This is a genomic window from Paenibacillus sp. MMS18-CY102, from assembly GCF_009789195.1.
Classification (GTDB): domain Bacteria; phylum Bacillota; class Bacilli; order Paenibacillales; family Paenibacillaceae; genus Paenibacillus_T.
Genome location: NZ_WSTC01000055.1, coordinates 1 through 18,053 on the forward strand (window position 1 = coordinate 1; position 18,053 = coordinate 18,053).

Consider the following 18,053-nt stretch of genomic DNA (forward strand, 5'->3'; position numbering starts at 1 on the left):
ATTGATCCTTTTCAGTGGATTATGGACGGGGCTACCTCCATATCTATTGTAAAGGATTTTTTTATGCGCCGATGTATATTAGACAGAAATTTATGAAGATTCAGAGAATATTAATGCAACGCTAGTGATCTTAAAGAACTTTTCCTTCTTATTAAACGAGGACTCGTATCCTAATTCACTAATAATTTTTACTACTTGGTTACTTTCATAGTCTTCGAAACTTTCACTAACATTAATTGATACTTTGTGGCTAGATTCTTATACCTTTCAATAAATTTTATCTTCTCAAAAGTGTATTTAGTATGTTTATCTATCATATTTACTCCTCCCTAAATCTGATTTCGATCCCATATTTATTCTTTGCCAAATCAATGTAATCTTGTATCTCTGAAAAGTTCTTATTTGACGCAGGAATCTCAAGTATTTGTTTTCCCTTAAGTGGTTGACCGTCAATTGGAGGTTTAAAATCAGCGTATTTATCTGTTCTAATTATTGTTCCCGGCTCGTACTTCATCTTCATTTCCTTTAAATAACTCTCAAATGTAGATAACTCAATATCTGCTAAATCAGTCGCTTTTCTTGATACTATCTCGCCTTTTATAGGGTCGTATGAATCCAAACGTTTTCCATTACTCAAATGTACTTCATTACATGGATACCATTCTTCCGCAACTGACTTTTTATTGAATGCATTGCCTCTAGCCATTGGTGAATCATTCAACCAGTAATCTCTGGCTTTTTTCCACTCCAACCGATCTCGTGGTGGTTTACCCTCTTTAGCTTTACGGGCAAGATAATTTTGATAATCCGATTCTAACTTAGAATCTATAAATTTACCATTAGGGGAAAGTAAATCTTTACCCGTCCCCTAAGTTCTAATCTTAAACTTGAGAATAAAAAGATGATAGCTGGATTTACCAACTATCACCATTATATCAACTCTCAAGATAAGTTTTATTTCTGTGGTATTATATTAAGGACAACTCTTCTAGGGGGGATTAATGACCTTTCGTGTTGGCAAATCCATTTTTCATTTACCCTTGTTCCTTCCACACTATCACCATCTTCAAAAATATCTCCGTTCTCAAAAATATAATTTCCATAACCATACAACAAACTGGCTATTTCAGAAGCAGTGATATTATTAAAATGGCACTGTATATCAGGTAATCCAAAACCTGAAAGACCAACTGTATCCATAACCATCTCTCCATTGGCTTGCTCCAGTTTGAACAGTCTCACATTTAATGCACCATTTAAATATTCTCCTTTTTCAATCCGACTAATAAATGATTTAGGATCGGATATCTTTTGACTCAATATCCAATTGACTGCGATACAGTTTGTATGTTTTAAAATAGTCAATAAAACAATATTAAACAACTCACATCTACTTCGATAATCCAATTGCGAAGCGAAAACATCCGAAAGCAAGCAACTATATTTCGCTCTACGAACTGTTTCATTTGCTTTTTCAAAATCCCAAGTTTGTTGCAAGGAAGGGGCTATCTTCTCATGATCTATTTTTGAATATTTTCTGTTCAGAATGTATTGAACATTCAATACCATACCTTCTTGAACCTCTGCTTGGTATTCAGTAAAAGTAAAAATAACAAGTTCTTTGTTTTCGTTATTCACAACATTTGATATACCATAATTCCGGAATAAATCTTTTGTAATTTCGTCAATATCAAATATTGGAACTTCTTCGAATAACAGTTCAACAGAGTATGTTGTATTGATCTGATTGACTAGTTCTTGCCCCATTATTATAACTCCTACTCTCAATTTAACTTTTATATTGAATTAATGGTATTATTATCTATCACCATTTATACATAACCGCTCATTACAACATCTATCCCTATATTATTTACCAATAAATCTCGAAGTGTGGGGGCAATTAATATTGCATCTTCGACATCAAGATTTCCGAACCCCACCATATATAATCCGAATCCATCTTTACCTTCCAGATAGATCAATACATTCCCCCCCTCATCATCTCCAATTGCAAGCGAATCAGGGATGTATTTTTGAACATTGTGCGCTTCATTCATCTCTATACAACCCGAGGGACTCCATATTCGAATGTACATCTTGCTATTTACACTTATCTCTAATTCTGTTGCAATTCTGGAAATTTCTTCAAATTCACATGGTACTTTTATAGAGGAAAAGTTTTGGAGTTCTCTGACATCCTCATCACTCGCAGGTGCTTCTTTTACTTCTACAAAAAACATGCTGCTCATTTCTTCAAAAATATTCATCTACATTAATCCTCCTGTACGGAACTTTCAGCTTGTCTAGCATTTTATATTGTTGTTCCAATATGGTTTCTATAGTTTCTCTCGTGTAACCAAGTTCTTTAAAATCTTCAACAATATAAGTAAGCTCCTCTTGTAATGTAGAACTCCATTTCCCTTTACCTTCAGCAACACGAGCATCTCTTCTTTCGTTCTGTCGATTTGTGAGGTCTGTATGTGGATGCCCTTTACCCGTTTCAAGCGTCACTGTAGGTGCTTCTTTGTAATCATATCCATACTGTGCCAAATTTTCTTTTGCCCATTCTCCCTGTAATCCATGATGTGATTCAAGACGCCCACCATTTGGACCTTTCCCTCTTGGCTTAGGGGCAGCATTTTTATGTGTTTTATTAAAAATTATAAATTTTGTTTCTTTCTTAGGTGGAACTTTTCCTGTCCCCTCAGGCGGTTTCTTCGTCGTCCCACCTGACGGCGAACTTCCACTCGGCAATCCTTCTGATTCGAAGTAATGACTTCCCTTATTTCCGCCAGGAATTCCAGCAAACTCAAGCTTGTTCAAACTGAAATCCAATTCACTCAACTGCTTGACAAAGTTATCCCAGCCATTCTTAAGGCTTTTTCCAATGTCACTAAATTGACCGAACAAAGGACTTGTCTTGTCTTTCAAATATTTGTTCAATGCCTCAAACTTGCCATTTTTCAGCCATCCACCAAGCTTGCCCAGCACTTCTTTACTCAACAATCCGCCAAGCGCCGCACTAATGCCAGCTTCGAACATTACGGTCTTCCAATTCACCTTACCGTCGGTGATCAATTGGTTGACGATGCTGCCGAATGCCCCTTCCACGCCTTCCATCGCCATCCTGCCGGCAAAAGTACCGGCTACGCCCAATGGGCCAAACACCGCACCGGTTATGGCCCCGATGAACGCTTCCCTGGCCCCCGTTAGCATGTAGCTGCCCATACTGCTGACTTCGCCTCGGGCAATATCGGATATTGCCATTGCCCCTACTCCGATCGCGCCCGCTGCTAATCCTCCCGCTAATACAGCGCCGACGACTACGGCTCCGGCTCCCAGCGTCGCTACTGTGAATGCAGCAGCAACAGCTACGACAGCTACGACGGCTAGTCCAGCTACGACATTCCCTAACAGCTTGCCCCAGCTAAACTTCTTCTTCGGTGGCGGCGGTGGCGGCTCGCCCTTCTGCGGTTCTTCATCGTATGGCGCAAAGCTTTCACGATCGCTTCCGTTCGCCACAACGCTTGCCCCAAGCACATGATACTCGCCATCAACCGTTATTCCGCTGGCTACATCACGTTTCTTCACAACGAGCAAACTTTGGGCTGAAATGTTTATTTTCTTCGGCGTATATATCGAGATGTCCTGCATGGCATCCAGCGTCAGACGGGTTGGGCTCGAAATTTTCACGCCGGTCGCATCGTCAATTGTCACCTTCAGCGGCGATTGCCCGCCCCCGGTTAGATTTATCGCTGACGGCGTCAGTTCCAACTCGCTGCCGTGCTCTGTCCCTAAGTAACGGTTATTCGGATCACCCGTCTTCGCGCATGCTTCGCCATTCAGGCGAACGCTGCCGATAACCATTGCTTTTTCTCCGGTTGAATCCGGCAAATATAAACTCGCATGCGCTCCAACCTGTGGCATACAATACATAACGTTGCCGGTAGGTGGAGCAAACGGATACCAATTAGCCGTACCAATCGATTGCTCTTTGTCGATATCTAGATGCAACTGGACGAGCTCGCCCTTTACCGCCAACACTTTTCCGCTGAGCGATAATCCGGTGAGCTTGTGATTGTGGATCCGTTCGCTCCTGACCCCCGCCGTTCGCGAGAGCCGATAGGTGAACCGCAGTAGTCCCCCAACCATCCGAGCACCAGCTTCGCTGATGACGAGCTGTTTGTTACGGAACGTGATCCGGTCTCCGATCACATACTTTTCGCCAGTCTCAATCTCATAACTGAAAAATTCAGAGGATGGCAAGTTGTCCCCATTCATCATGGATTGGCGGTAGGCTTTCATATCTTTGCTTGCTGTATATGACGTTTCGTTAGGGATCGTATAGCTGCGCCCTTCTGGAAACCCGAAGTAAACTCTAGGTGCAGATTCGTAGAGATCGCAATAGATAACACTGTCCAATTGGCTCGCAAGACGTTTCAACAACGCCCAATCCGTCTCACCATATTGATAGATTGGTGTGCCGATCGATTCATTCTCTCCGACACCAACCAAAACATCATTCCCCTGATAAGGTGCAATCACGTTATTAATCAATGATTCATATGACATGCCCTTATCTTGGAATGAACGATTGTGAATCGTACGGTCAAGTTTAATTGTACCGCTAATCGCTTCCAATTCAACCGTAAATACACCGTTTCGGCTCGTTGTTTTAATGGAAGCAATGACGCCTTTGAACAACCTTTCTTCTCGCTTTTCTGACATTGCTTTGAGAATTATCGGTTCATCGACTGCCGCATGAATGGCACTATTCGTATTATCCGTATCAGCTACAATGCCTCGAAGAACCATACGCCCATGTTCGTTCGGCTTCCATTCCATATGTACATCTTCGATTCGCTGGATCTTAAAAGATGATTGGACATGCAGTTGTCCGAAATCAATCAATGCCTTCCCCCTCCTCTCCCACGTGTGGGATGATTGCTACTGCTCATCTTGGCCGGTTGTGAAAAACTGAATTTTCCCATTATTTATGCAATAAAGCGATGACGCCGCCTGTAGCGCTGGTTTACCGTCTACCAGCATCGTCTGTTTCGTGTTGGACCACTTCTGTAGTATTTTCGGAATGCATGGCGGTCCAGAAATCGTCTGCGACCCATCTTCGGCTATTAGATAGATGATTTCGGTGCTCGTTTGGTTGGAGCCGGTGCAAATCCCGAATGAAGGGACATTTTCCGGTTTATTATCCTCTTCGTTCATCATCGGTTTCCCGTTTACATACACGCCATGGCTCGCTGGCAAATTAATCTTTCTCGGATGGGTTCCTACTGCCCTATCCCCACAGATGCACCTCATTTGAGCGCCTCTGACGATGTAATATTGTTCATCCGCCATCATTGCATCCTCCTCGAATAACAAGATCGCTTCCTTCCGTTATACAACCACCAATCGCTCTAGCTTTAATCCCGTAAAATCACGGCGCAGCATGCTTTCAGCCGCATCCAAACGCACGACAATGAATGGTTTTTCGCTTTCCTTCACACGAAATATCCGCTTCGAACCTAATCGTTCGTATTGCAATACCGGCTCCTTCACGGTTTGTTGATCCCTGTAATATTCCGTACCTGGCCCTAACGCTTCAAGCTCTTCAAAGATTGGCAAATAGTAGTTGCTCTGCCGTTCTTGTTTCAGATCGACGAGCGGAACGTCCTTGAATATCGTATCGGGGGCATAGATTTCGATCAGTGGCTTCAGCCGTTCTGAGACGAGAAACAACTGCTGATCCAGTACATCGGGATAGAACGTGTCTTTGCCAGCTTCCACATAGAACATCATCGAGTCCGCAATGTGATGGGCACGCTTCGGACAAATATCCCGCGTGTCCAACTGCTGCCTAATGTCACGCAGTACGGGAACATCCGTAAACCGATCGTCTTGCCTTAATCGAAAATAATCCATCATAGCGCGTCCGCTCCTAGCTCTTGGGTCTGCCTATTCTCATCCGTCACACGGCAATGGTATAGAAGTTCGCTTGCGTCACGATACTCGCCGGCAAGAATTTTCAGAGCGTCAGATCGAACCATACTTTCGAACCATTCACTCCTCGGGAGCAGGCGTGGAACCATCTCCTTCAACAGCTCGATCGTGAGTGTATGATAGGTGATCAGCTCAAGCTGAATCATTTGATCGATATCCATAACGGTTACTTTCCGGGCATATTGGCCCAACTGCCCCTTCAACGCTTCCATTCGAGCGAACAATGGCTGGAAGATGAAGTCCGCCTCCCACACCCCCGCACAATCCTGACGATCCATAAACCAATTCTCGTCATATACCTCAATTCGGTACCCAGCTCTCCCCTCCATCACCTGCGTGCGCAGAAGAGAAATATAAATATACACCGCTTTCCCTTTACCGCCTGTTTGCTGCAGCATCGCGGATTGCTTGCATGCCTCATCGAATGCGGCCAGGAAAGCTGATTCGATCTCTGCTTGGCGGCGCTCATATTCCGATTCAATCAAAGCCAAGTCCGTTATCCATTGATTCATAACGAACCGCTCGACCAAATCATCTAGTGCAGCTTGTCTGTTCATCAAAACACTCATGAGAGATTAACCCGAGTTCCCATAAGATTGACTTGATCGGCTATCGTCAAATTGGCTCCTTGCTGGATTAAATTAACACCCTCCACACCTTGAATAACGACATTTGTGCCTCCGCTTATATCAATATCCTCTTTGGCATCCAGCGTAATTTTCTTATCGCTCTTGATCTCGATGCCACCGTCATCCGTGAGCCTCATCATAAGCTGTCCGTTGCCGATAATCTCAATGGCTCCAGGCTGGAACACAATTTGCTTGCCATGCTTTGTGCCAATGCTCTTGACTGAAGGGTCGCTTCGCTTGGTTGTATCTGCGCTTTCAGCATCGACGGAGCTAGCCGCGAAAGCGTCTTTCTCGTGTTCATTTGGAAAATATAATCGAATCTCATCGCCTACCTCAGGCATGCAATACCAGCCAGATCCGTCAGGGGAAGAATAAACCGTGGAATAAGGAAACCAGATGGACCCATCGGACTCACCATGATCAATGTCAAGCTTTAATTGCACTTTATCTTTAGAAATAGCACTCACTTTCCCGAACAACGAAGCCCCGGCAAGCTCATATGGATAGATCGTCCGGCATCCCATCCCTTGCTTGTCACGCAATTCATAGCGATTCATTACCAGGCCATTTTCAATGGCCGTTGTCGCGCGGTACACATACAACTTCCGTTTATGGAATGTCACGGGTTGGCATAACTCTAATAAAGTTCCGCTCGTAACCTCGTAACTAATGATCTGATCCTCATGGAGCTGTTGTCCTTCTCCAGCCGTTTTCTGCATATATTCCTTCAAATTCTTGATGATGGAATAATTAAATTCATCTAGTTTATAAGGCTCTCCCAGATCAGGGATGCCAACAAAGATTTTAACGCCGGATTGCGAGGCCACAGGAACGAGCGGTGCGTGAAAATGGGAAGCTAACCTCTTGATGAATTGCCAGTCCGTCTCTTTATATTGAACGACAAGACTGCCTATGCTGCCGCGATTCGTGCCATTGTCCACAACATCAGCACCTGCATATTGTTCAGCGATGTTCTGAATCAGTTGATGATAGGATCTGCTTGTATTCTGGTAAGATCGGGACTCCTTACTAATATCCATGAGCATAGTAGAACTTTGTGCCTCGATCGTCATTCGCCGTACATTACGATGCGCGTCAATCGTCAATTTGGTCACAACGCCATGAAAGAGGTTAATCTCGCGTTGCTCACCATTCCTGATTTTCACCTCAATTTCGCTATTCTCCTCTTCTTGCTCGACATAGCGATCCAGCTTATCCTCCGCAACAATTCCGCTTATCGAGAACCGCACATGTTCATTCATTTCTCTTACTACACTCAACTCGGTAATGCTCTCAAATTGAAATGGCGATACGATGAGATCTGCACTCGTAAGCACGGCTTTATTCATATCGTTTCTTCTCCTTCCTTCTCTTGAATAACGGCTAGTTCACGAATAATTCGAAACGCAACGTCTTTCCAGTCGGCATACTCTTTGTAAGGGCAGCTAAATGTCCCCATCCCTGTCCGGCCCTCGAATTCGAAGAAATACATAATCTGATACAGGAATCCGTCCATTCCCGGACTCTTGAATTCCAGGTATCCGACCTTCTTGCCATGAACGTCATCGACTCCTTCTGAATAGAAGACATTTCCGGGATTCATATTTTTAAAAGCGGACTTCGTGCCATCGACTAATTCTTGGATCCAATCATCTTCCAATTTAGCGTGCACGCAATAGCACCCGTTTCGTCTGATGAAAACAAAACAGGTCAATTAAGGTAGTATTTCACCATAATTGACCTGTTTTGTATGACTCACTGTTTGCTTTGAGTGTATGATCCTTATCGATGCTCTTTTGCTTCGAATAAGCACAGAATGCGTTCTAAGAGAGTCCCTCTTCTTTGCATATTTCTAAAACTGTAAAGTGCTTTCGGAGTTCTTCGACGAACCACTCCATCTCTGGTACAGCTCTGCCTTATTATTGGTCAACCACTCCTGCTCTAACCGTATGACATAGTGGTTACAACAACATATTCTTACGCTTCCCGCGTGTGTCTGTTAACCCAAACTCGTCAATCGGTCTGTAGCGGAATCCATCCCTTTAATCAACCAACATCTACGATATCCAAATCCCTTGCCCCTTCGTCGCCAAAATGCACCCCTTGTTTCCAAAATCCCATTTTTAAGATCATTCAATATCTAGTAACTTACATAGGTCCAGTCACCTCTAGCTAAATCATATAGCTACGTTAATCCGACTGTCTGCATTACTGCCAAGAGCACGATGATTCCAAAAATATCTTTACCAACATTTGCGTTGTCTTAAGATGACTCTCGTAAATTACTTGGGGTAATCATATATCGAATTAGGTTAGGATTGTAGAAAAAGAAAGCTGACATCGATTGTTTTCGATATCAGCTCATTAATCATATTCTGTTAAATAAATTGCAATTATTATTTGTTAATTCGATGATCGGTTTCTATTTAGTATACACCCTTAGATTATTCTGCCGGGATGCTTAAACCATCTAAAAACTCAGTAAAACTCTTAGATATTAATCTGATGTATTCTTTTCTTAACTCATTGTCTTCATCAAAGTAGTCCATGTCACAATGATAGACACTACCTTCATCTTCCCCTTCAATTGACAAGCAAATCAATCCCTGCACCGGATCCAAGGCAATAGGAAATAGATTACTCGGAACGATCCGAGTCAAGTTATAACCTTCAAATTTCTCTTCTATATTTACTTCATTTTCTTTAGATAAAGGAAAAAACATTGAAACAGATGATGTTATTTTCCCTTTCTTTGTTGCATCATTTGTTGTAAATCTTCGTTGTTCAGTCCTTCCTCCGTTTTTAAACATTAAGAATTGTTTATATTCATTAGGAAGTTGTATACTGTGTTTATTTTCAAAATCTTTGATATCTTGAAAACCGATAATATTAAATGAATACTCGTAATCCAGATTTTTCATATATTCATCCCTCTTTTATTTATACTTTAAATATCTTCATCAGAATATAATCTATCAATCAATTCAGAAAAAGTACCACATATTAATTTGATTTTATCATCATTCACAGACTCCTGATCGTAGAAAACTACTGTTGGAGAATCTTTAGTGTTACGATAATTAAAACAAATCAATCCTCCAAATGGATCTCGTGCAAAAGGAATAATCCCCTCCGGTAGTGGAGTTACATCATATATAACCTCTATATTAGCATCCTTATTTGTAAAACTTAATAAACAGTCAAAAACTGCCCCACCCTCGTCAGCATTGATATCATAGACATTAGGCTCAGGGTAACCACCATTATATTTTTTTACACATTCACGGTAATCATCAGGAAATCTCACACGGAATGACTTTTCAACGGCACTAATCGCTTTCTCATCTATTGCTTCATCTGTGAACAGCCAAGTTATTCTCCTCATTGTATCATCTCCAAAACGTTTTACTTCAATTTACCATTTATATTATATTTTTAACAGATTTGATGGTCCGAAACAAGTTACGTTCTTCAGCTAACGAGGAAATACATAAGAAACCCCAAACAAGTAAATAAACACTCGTTGGGGAAAGATTTCATTTTTGCTATTTTATCTACCCATTAATTAAAGATCTTCTCAAGATGAGCTTCAATTATAATGATGTTGGTCACTGAAGTGTAGTTTGATCCCCATTTATATCGAGTTCTACTACCGCTGGCAACTATCAATCTCTTCAAGAATCTTAACAATTCTATTTGACAAATCCAGACTCTCTACTTCAGTTAATTCAAATTGTGAATTATCAAAATATCCATCCTTAATTTCATTAATAATATGCTCGGGGACTATCTCATTTTGTCTTAAAATATTCTCAGCTATTGTTGTGTAAACGACTTTTTTTGCACATGCTTTATTTGTAAACTCTCTTTCAAAGAAATTGATGACATTAATAACATTATGCTCAACGTTAACAAACTCTACAAAAAAAATTATTTACACTATCTACAATTTCTTCATAAAACCACCGTGCTTTGGGGCAAAGATCCACATTTACTTTTTCGAGTTCTACTAGTACCCTATTTCTGTACACATACAGATCTTCAAATTCTTCCTTAGTTTATTGACCTTTTTGAATGTATTCATATACTTCTTGAAAGTCTATTGATTTCAGTTTTGTTAGGTACGTTTCTTTGGCAATTTTATATATTCTAAGTTGTTCTAATCTTAACTCAGCTGTTATGACCCAAATAACTGCTTTTTCCATAGCATCTGAATGCTTTTCGCTGCAGTTTTCATCGAAAGCTTGAGATACCGCCTCATAATGACTTTGATGATAAATGTTTTTGTATTCTTCATATTCTTCAGTATACGATTCTATTAGGTCTTTATAAATCCAAGTCATATTTATCCCCTTCATCTTATTTTTCTCCAGACCAGTCTAGTGTTAGTGTTTTTCCGATCCACGCTTTTGACGTGCAACTCACTTACCACTACATTTGCAGTGATAGTATAAACTATTAAAAACTAACTAAACCTTCCTCCTAGGACCTGTAGTGTAATGTTGGAATTAGAGAATATCATCCCGAATGCATTTAAGAATATAACAAAAGACCTACTTTCGACTTATAATTCAAGTTAAAGTAGGTCTTGTCTAATTCATTATAACGATAATAAAGTAATAACCTTAGTTTATTGAATACAATATCCCGTTTTCATATTGATGAATAATATTCCCAAGGATTAAATAACAATTGAAAATCATATTTTTAACCATCTTATTTATATTAATAACAATCCAATTCTAATTACTTACGAACCTACTATTTTAGCATTAAAATAAATTCAGAGATATTCTGGGCAACTGCTTGTATCACAGGCGAAAACCTTTCGGACTCCTCTTGAAACCAAATAACTACTGTGGGCTCTTCAGTTACTCTAAAATCCAAACAAATAAAATCCCCAGAAAATAGTGCTGCAATCGGAACTTCCTTTGGCAGCTCCAGTATAACAGGTTTCCCATCAATTTTTATGATCAGATCCGCTTTCTCAAAATCCGGATATTTTGTCCCTGGCTTCATAGGAACATCAGGTATTTTTCCAAGTTATTTCGCTTGTCCATAAAAGGTGCAATTCGTTCAAGAAAGTTTCCAATCCCTGTATGATCATACTACGTATTCAAAGACCTGCGAGTGAGCAACATAACAACAAAAAACAGGTCGATTATGATGGTATCTGACCATAATCGACCTGTTAATTACAATGGTGTGCGTACAATCGAAATGGAGAATCATTTTACGTGTAGTACATGGATTATTAATTGATTATTAATTGAATGATGAAACTGAGTAGTCACCATAGATATACTGCATTAACAACTAATCTCTACTGATTACTGTATACTAGTTTTAAAACTCTTTTAAATTCATCATACATTGCAAATGCTTCCTCTAATATCTCTTTTAGATCGTTGTAATTACGAAAGACTGGCTTATTAATTTTGTCGTCATCTTTACCATCTAACAATTGCTTCAACATTCCCCACGATAGCCCTGTTTGTAATTCATTATTCTTCCATATTGCCCATATGAACTCTACAAGCCCATATTTCAGCGAAATATTAAATTGAAACTTACAAGAGTCTATTTCATCTACAACCTTAAAAAATTTCTCTTTCTTGTCGAAGCTAGCCTTAAAACCTAACTCCGCAAACAGATTTAATACTTCATTATTATCGTATGTTTCAAAACTCTCATCTGAATTAAAAGAAAATTTCGCTGATAAATTTCTGTACTTAGCTATAAAGTCCATATTTGTTAATGTAGACCGTATTTCCGGTTTTAGTTGCAACATTGTTATTCCCCCCTGAAACGTATTTCAATGCCATATTTACTCTTAGCTAAATCGATGTACTCTTGTATTTGACTAAAATTTTTATTAGATTCGGGTATTTCAAGTATTTGTTTACCTGTGAGTGGAAGCCCGTCAAGTTCGGGGTATGCATTTGATCTAATGACTGTACCGGCAGGATATTTATTTTTCAATTCCTTTAAGTAACTTTCAAAAGTTGATATATCAATTAGTTCTAAATCTGTGGCTTTTCTTGATATTATTTCTCCTTTAATCGGGTCATAAGAATCTAATCGTTTACCATTACTCAAATGTAGTTCGTTAACTGGATACCAATCTTCTTTTACAGCTTTTTTATTAAACGCATTACCTCTTGCCATAGGTGAATCATTCAACCAATAGTCCCTAGCCTCTTTCCACTCTAACCGATCTCGCGGACTTTTTCCTTCTTTCGATTTACGTGCGAGATACTTTTGATAATCTGATTCTAACTTAGGATCAATAAATTTACCATCCGGAGAAAGTAAATCGTCACCCGCTCCCTTACCCGAGTAACCCCCACGCCCCGAATACATACCATCTTCTAAATCCTGAACTTGTCTTTGCCTTTCAGGACTTAGATTCTTCGGTTTTCCTCCTTTAGCTGCATCACCTAAATCATATCGGCCGATGTTCACTCCGTTGGCTCCTACAAGCTGCGGATTGGAGAACCAGTTTTCAGAACTATTACCCAAATTATCGAGTTTGCTCTTCCAAACACTCCAAGCCTCATCCAACGCGGCAACATTCTTACCATTCGCTAGCTTGTCTGCCGCTTTATACAAACCGTGTTTCATCAAGCTCGCCAAACTTACAACAGCCAAGCCAATTCCAAGCGTATCGAGCATTTCCTGATCTAATCCAAGGAACGATGGATTCGAATCCGTAATTCCATTCTTTAGATCTTTCCATTTCTGATAACTTACGTAGGTCGTCGCTCCACCTATTACAACGTCAGCTATAGTTAACAGATATAACGATTCTCCACCTGTCGGTATGGCTGCTATAACTGCTATGATCCCAAGCATCATGTTCAATTCCGCCATGATTACCTGTGGCTGAATGATCAACACTTCGTGCGTATACCGCGAGAAGTAAACTATTTTATCCGTTTTCTTGCTTAGATAATCAGGTTTCTGTGGGACGATATTCGCTAATGCGTATTCGTCCATATAAGGCGCCATACGTTCGAGGAAGTTTCCAATCCCTGTATGGTCCAGCATCTGTTGAAATAGACCGGGCTGGCTTCTTTGCTTCGCCTCCCTAGACGCCAGTACAGGCGGAGCTGGAATCGATGCCCGAATGTCCGCTTGGGACTTCCCTTCGCTTTTGCCCTTCTCGATGATACCTTGTACATCTTTATTCCAATTATGGACGGCCGTTCGGTCCTTGTCCATCTGGTCATACGTCTTCTGTTGCTGCTCCAAGTCTGGCTGTTGTTCTTCCGATCCACTCGCTTGCCGTGCATACTTCTTCTGGTACAGCTCCTGCTGATCGGATTCCGATTTTCCGCCCATCCAACTCCGGGCTACATCGGCCCCTTTCGGATCGCTGTTCACCCGCGCTTCCACATCGGCTCGAATTTGTGCTTTTTGGCTATCTGGTATGTCGATTGCAGCACCTACATCAAGGCTCGCATTCAATGCGGCCATGGAGATTTGCTGTTGAGCCAGCTCGTCCATATACATCTGTTTGAGTTCTTCATCCGTCAATAGCTCCATATAGTCCACGTTGATCTTCTGAAGGTCCAGCTTACTGCTCTTGATCCCTACTCGATCTCCATTAATGAACACATAGTGCTCTTGGTTGGTTTGCATGGCTATGGATTGTGTAGCACGCATACGAATCGATTCTAATACGCCAGAACCATTCCCGCTGCCTAATTCCAGCTGGCTGCCGGCTACTAATAGAACATCTTCACCTGCATCTACCGATATATTTCCGCCATCTAGATGTAGGGTGACTGTCCCTTTCTTGAATAGCACCCCATCGTCGCCAAGCTGCATTTTGGCATCGCCCGGCATCTCGAACACTTTGGTCGCAGGCTTCTGGAACACGGTCCTGCTCTTCATCTCATCACTGCCGCCACGAACGGAGTTGATCGCAATCGCTTGCTTCTCATTCCCGCTCGGGAAATAGACCTTGATGCGTGCTCCTTCGTCTGGCAAACAGTGAAATAGATTATTTCCTTCTCCTGAATAGGGGAACCACCAGTTTCCTTGTTCATCATGCGCATCATCGATATCCAAGTGCACTTTCACCATGTTATTAGCCCGTTTTAAGACGCGCCCTTCGAGCGAAGTGCCTTGTATGCGTTCATTGCGCTTCGATTTTCGCCTCAGCGACTGTCGCTTTACAAGCACATATTCACGATGAAGGCGTCCCGCTGCATACGAAATGACCGACTCGGATACAACCCACACCTGGTTCTTGAATTCAACGTCATCGCCAACTTGGCAGTACTGCCCGCTGCTCACCCGGTAATAGATAAAATCCTCTTCATGAAGGTTTTCCCCTTCACTGCCCTCGACTTGAGCTTTCAACATCTCATAGGCAGCTCGGTCCTTCATTAGGGTATACCGCTTCGAATTCAGCTTCATTCCCCATGAGGCGTCTGGCACACCAAAACATACGCGCGGTGCATCCATTTGCACATCTGGCAATATGACTGTACCCAACCGTGCAGCTAAGCGCTTCATAAATGCCCAGTCTGTTTCTTCATATTGCACCATCAAAGCCCCGATTGCCGCTTGGTCACTTGTCGCCATATTTTGCGCATCCCCACGCGGATAACCCTCTACAAGTTGCGCAATGATATCCGTGTAAGTTTGATACTTGTTCTGATAGGAGCGCTTCTTCGCATTCATATCCATGGCATAGGTCCGGGACAGCGCCTCGACTTGTACATGGGGAATGCCGTCTTCCATATGAATATCTACTCTCGTAATGCCGCCTGCGAACCAATTCTCTACTTTGGACTTCGTCGCATTGCGAATCATCACGCTATCTTCAAAACTGCTATTGTGCATACACGCTTCTGCGTCCTTCTCCGACACTTCAGCCGTGAACGTACAGCGGGTATGCGCATTAAACTTACGCTCGATCCGAAAGCTTCGAACAGCTTTCAAGGGATAAGGCCATAGCAGTTCATAACCATCCCCTTGATACATAGCTTCCATGCCTTCACCTCGCTTTCCTATCTTGCGGAAAATTCAGGAGGAGCTGGGTCCATCCCATTCGTCAGCAGCTGGATCTTCCCTCCATACTGGCAGAATAAGCAGGACTTGCTGGTTAATGCGGGAACCCCCTGAATCGAAACGCTTGGGCTGCCATTCGTCCACTGCGTTTGTGGCAATTTCAAATTAGCAAGCATGTCACTTAAACTCAGCGAAGCGAATCCAAACGGTCCATTAGATGTGTCTGCTTTCTTAAAAGGAGCGCCGGAGGGCGCAGAGGCCGATGCGGTAGGCAGCAGCTTAGGGGCACATGGATAGATATTCTGGCTGAAAGTCGGTTCATTTTTATCAGAATCTACTAAATAGGAGGCATCGGACCATCTCGAACTTCCGCCTTGAGCCAATTTCTTCGGATGCAAAGCGCTTCGGCAAAATCCGAAAGAATAGAAGTTGCCATCAATCTCTTTTCCCATTGTATTTACTGGATAAGTGATATCCGTAAATTCTTGCCGAATCACGCCTGCCTCCGAACTAGAAACCGCACAATCATTTACAGTGAGCATCGGGCTCCCATTTATGTAAATCCCATTCGGGTCTAACTTGTTTAAGACTTCCTCGTGAGTGCCCATCGAACAGCACATATAAGCCCCTGCCGTTACATAAGTGTCCTCGCTTCGCCAAGGAGATTGTTGCAGGCTTTCACGCGTTCCTTTTTGCAACATCGTATCTTGAATCCCCATCTCAACCATCACCTCTCGTTAATTGGATTGGCCTCACGTTCAAGCTGTACAAGCCTGTACGAAGGAGGCACTCGGCAACGTCTATCCGTGCAACTAGCACACGGCTCCGGTAATAAGAAATTTGGAAGATTGCCGCATCTTCGCTTACGTCTTCTACAACCATTTTGCTAATACGCCCGTTCTCTGCTTCCATGCGTTCTGGCATCAGGCAAGGAATCTCCAGAAAATCCATCCATGAATAATAAAATTGGCTCTGCTGTTCCAAATCCATCACAACAATACTCTTATAACCAACATTCGGTATGAATCTGGTAATTGCTTTTCTTAGTGGTTCACTGATCAGTAGAATAGGGTGTTCGATGAGCGAGCTCGGAGAGATCTGGCTCCCTTGCTTGGCGTAAACAATTTCTTGCTCCTCTGCATGGCTGTAGCCTTGAAGCATCCGATCAGGAAAGTTGATATTCGCGCCATTCGCCGGTGAGCGCCTGTCATGTTCAAGTACAAAATATTTCATATTAGCCATGCGCCCCATCCCCTGCTGTAACCCAAGTGACCGTACGTCGTTGCTCTTCCGTCAACACTACTCGGAATAGGTCTTTCTCCAGCATGCGGCTTCCTGACAGGTCTGCTCCCGTAAAATCTACCCCATCCAGTTCCGCCTCTGTAAAATCTCCTGCAATCTTGGCATGCCGAAAGCTTGCACCCTTCAAGTTAGCTCGTTGAAACTGTACACCGTTCATGCCGAATACAAGGCCATGCTCCTCTACTGCCATATCCCGAACCGCCCATGCCCCATCGAACCTGGCCCCAACTAGCTCACAGCTTCGAAAGTCCGCATCGATTAATAAGCATGCATGAAAGTCCGTGCCATCACATACACAGTTTTCGAATCGAGTACCAAGTAATTTACTGCCGCCTAAGCTACTGCCTGTCAGCGTTACCTCTTCTAATCTTGCATAATTCAAATCAATGCCTTCGAATTGACCATTGGCAAGATCAACCTTAGCCAGATGTTCATAGATGTATTCTTGGTCGAAGCGGCTTTCCAGCCATCCTTTGCATGTAATCGAGGTACGTTGCCTGTCATTGATGCGGTAGGCCGATTCGCTGGCTTCTTGATCCCTGTATTCACCTACACGCACTTCAAAATAGCTATCTTTGGCTAACTCCTGAAATGACGAAAGCTGAGAAATGGTATCCATCGCGTAGCGAACAGCATGCACCATATAGATATTGAAAGGGTACAACTGCTCCGTCTTCCATACTTCGAATGTATGCCGATCGATACGGTTCATATAGCGTTTACGACGTTCCTCGCATGCTGCTTCCCACGCATTAACGTATTCATAGATCCATCCTGCATCGTATTCAAAGTCCGTCAGTTGAACCTTTTCCATCGTTTCCCTATCAACTGCTTCCAACATAAATATAGGCTTGCCTTCAATCAAACTCGTCCGCATAAAAGAGAATTGAATCATCGTGCAATCCTTTAACTCTCCTCGCTGCTGTTGATCAAGCACATGAAGCAAGAATTGGTCCACTAATGTGGTTAGCTCATCTGCTATCTGCTTTTTTTGCCGAGTATAATATTGATGCAGTGCTTTAATATGCTCATTCCGAAGCGGTATGGCATCTGTCTCTATAAATTGATGCCATATCTCCAAGTGGTGCATACGGT

Annotated in this window: 17 protein-coding genes and 1 pseudogene; all 18 read right to left on the bottom strand. The window is 42.3% G+C overall.

Annotated features, from left to right (window positions below):
* Nucleotides 1–319: 319 nt before the first annotated feature.
* Nucleotides 320–751: a hypothetical protein gene (locus GON22_RS25875; protein WP_202113493.1), complete on the bottom strand. Its 432-nt coding sequence runs from the start codon at nt 749–751 to the stop codon at nt 320–322.
* A gap of 203 nt (nt 752–954) precedes the next feature.
* Complete coding sequence (locus GON22_RS24610; protein ID WP_160398726.1) at nt 955–1,767, bottom strand: DUF4261 domain-containing protein; 813 nt, start codon at nt 1,765–1,767, stop codon at nt 955–957.
* A 65-nt stretch (nt 1,768–1,832) separates the two neighbouring features.
* Nucleotides 1,833–2,270, bottom strand: coding sequence for an SMI1/KNR4 family protein (locus tag GON22_RS24615; protein WP_160398727.1), 438 nt, complete (start codon nt 2,268–2,270; stop codon nt 1,833–1,835).
* Nucleotides 2,257–4,914: a hypothetical protein gene (locus tag GON22_RS24620; protein ID WP_160398728.1), complete on the bottom strand. Its 2,658-nt coding sequence runs from the start codon at nt 4,912–4,914 to the stop codon at nt 2,257–2,259. Before GON22_RS24620 ends, GON22_RS24615 begins: the two co-directional genes overlap by 14 nt.
* 36 nt (nt 4,915–4,950) lie before the next feature.
* Nucleotides 4,951–5,361 (bottom strand): DUF4280 domain-containing protein, encoded by a 411-nt coding sequence (locus GON22_RS24625; RefSeq protein ID WP_160398729.1) that lies wholly within the window; start codon nt 5,359–5,361, stop codon nt 4,951–4,953.
* Between the two features lie 39 nt (nt 5,362–5,400).
* Complete coding sequence (locus GON22_RS24630; RefSeq protein WP_160398730.1) at nt 5,401–5,928, bottom strand: hypothetical protein; 528 nt, start codon at nt 5,926–5,928, stop codon at nt 5,401–5,403.
* A complete protein-coding gene (locus tag GON22_RS24635; protein ID WP_202113494.1) occupies nt 5,925–6,560 on the bottom strand; it encodes a hypothetical protein in 636 nt (211 codons plus the stop codon). The genes GON22_RS24630 and GON22_RS24635 overlap by 4 nt, the downstream gene beginning before the upstream one ends.
* A gap of 8 nt (nt 6,561–6,568) precedes the next feature.
* Nucleotides 6,569–7,981, bottom strand: coding sequence for a contractile injection system protein, VgrG/Pvc8 family (locus GON22_RS24640; RefSeq protein WP_160398732.1), 1,413 nt, complete (start codon nt 7,979–7,981; stop codon nt 6,569–6,571).
* Nucleotides 7,978–8,304, bottom strand: a complete 327-nt coding sequence (locus GON22_RS24645; RefSeq protein ID WP_160398733.1) for a hypothetical protein — start codon at nt 8,302–8,304, stop codon at nt 7,978–7,980. Before GON22_RS24645 ends, GON22_RS24640 begins: the two co-directional genes overlap by 4 nt.
* Nucleotides 8,305–9,076: 772 nt before the next feature.
* Nucleotides 9,077–9,553, bottom strand: a complete 477-nt coding sequence (locus tag GON22_RS24650) for an SMI1/KNR4 family protein (protein WP_160398734.1) — start codon at nt 9,551–9,553, stop codon at nt 9,077–9,079.
* A 26-nt stretch (nt 9,554–9,579) separates the two neighbouring features.
* Entirely contained in the window at nt 9,580–10,017 is a 438-nt protein-coding gene (locus tag GON22_RS24655) for an SMI1/KNR4 family protein (RefSeq protein WP_160398735.1), read from the bottom strand.
* 523 nt (nt 10,018–10,540) lie between these two features.
* Nucleotides 10,541–10,990 (bottom strand): annotated as a pseudogene (locus GON22_RS26315) (Imm3 family immunity protein).
* 403 nt (nt 10,991–11,393) lie between these two features.
* Complete coding sequence (locus GON22_RS26320) at nt 11,394–11,651, bottom strand: SMI1/KNR4 family protein (RefSeq protein WP_160398736.1); 258 nt, start codon at nt 11,649–11,651, stop codon at nt 11,394–11,396.
* Nucleotides 11,652–11,955: 304 nt separating this feature from the next.
* On the bottom strand, nt 11,956–12,423 hold the full coding sequence (locus tag GON22_RS24670; RefSeq protein ID WP_160398737.1) for a hypothetical protein: 468 nt from the start codon (nt 12,421–12,423) through the stop codon (nt 11,956–11,958).
* A gap of 2 nt (nt 12,424–12,425) precedes the next feature.
* A complete protein-coding gene (locus GON22_RS24675) occupies nt 12,426–15,488 on the bottom strand; it encodes a contractile injection system protein, VgrG/Pvc8 family (RefSeq protein WP_160398738.1) in 3,063 nt (1,020 codons plus the stop codon).
* A gap of 167 nt (nt 15,489–15,655) precedes the next feature.
* Nucleotides 15,656–16,375 carry a PAAR-like protein gene (locus GON22_RS24680; protein ID WP_160398739.1) on the bottom strand — a complete coding sequence of 240 codons (720 nt, stop codon included), beginning with the start codon at nt 16,373–16,375 and terminating at the stop codon, nt 15,656–15,658.
* A gap of 1 nt (nt 16,376) precedes the next feature.
* Entirely contained in the window at nt 16,377–16,898 is a 522-nt protein-coding gene (locus tag GON22_RS24685; RefSeq protein ID WP_160398740.1) for a hypothetical protein, read from the bottom strand.
* Nucleotides 16,891–18,053, bottom strand: a 1,163-nt coding sequence (locus GON22_RS24690; RefSeq protein WP_160398741.1) for a pentapeptide repeat-containing protein, incomplete at its 5' end; no start/stop codon positions are given. The genes GON22_RS24690 and GON22_RS24685, both read right to left, overlap by 8 nt.

Bases quoted from the DNA above. Each gene is read 5' to 3' on its own strand.
- GON22_RS24610 (WP_160398726.1), bottom strand. From the start codon at position 1,767: ATGGGGCAAGAACTAGTCAATCAGATCAATACAACATACTCTGTTGAA.
- GON22_RS24615 (WP_160398727.1), bottom strand. From the start codon at position 2,270: ATGAATATTTTTGAAGAAATGAGCAGCATGTTTTTTGTAGAAGTAAAA.
- GON22_RS24625 (WP_160398729.1), bottom strand. From the start codon at position 5,361: ATGGCGGATGAACAATATTACATCGTCAGAGGCGCTCAAATGAGGTGC.
- GON22_RS24630 (WP_160398730.1), bottom strand. From the start codon at position 5,928: ATGATGGATTATTTTCGATTAAGGCAAGACGATCGGTTTACGGATGTT.
- GON22_RS24635 (WP_202113494.1), bottom strand. From the start codon at position 6,560: ATGAACAGACAAGCTGCACTAGATGATTTGGTCGAGCGGTTCGTTATG.
- GON22_RS24640 (WP_160398732.1), bottom strand. From the start codon at position 7,981: ATGAATAAAGCCGTGCTTACGAGTGCAGATCTCATCGTATCGCCATTT.
- GON22_RS24650 (WP_160398734.1), bottom strand. From the start codon at position 9,553: ATGAAAAATCTGGATTACGAGTATTCATTTAATATTATCGGTTTTCAA.
- GON22_RS24655 (WP_160398735.1), bottom strand. From the start codon at position 10,017: ATGAGGAGAATAACTTGGCTGTTCACAGATGAAGCAATAGATGAGAAA.
- GON22_RS26320 (WP_160398736.1), bottom strand. From the start codon at position 11,651: ATGAAGCCAGGGACAAAATATCCGGATTTTGAGAAAGCGGATCTGATC.
- GON22_RS24670 (WP_160398737.1), bottom strand. From the start codon at position 12,423: ATGTTGCAACTAAAACCGGAAATACGGTCTACATTAACAAATATGGAC.
- GON22_RS24675 (WP_160398738.1), bottom strand. From the start codon at position 15,488: ATGCACAATAGCAGTTTTGAAGATAGCGTGATGATTCGCAATGCGACG.
- GON22_RS24680 (WP_160398739.1), bottom strand. From the start codon at position 16,375: ATGGGGATTCAAGATACGATGTTGCAAAAAGGAACGCGTGAAAGCCTG.
- GON22_RS24685 (WP_160398740.1), bottom strand. From the start codon at position 16,898: ATGGCTAATATGAAATATTTTGTACTTGAACATGACAGGCGCTCACCG.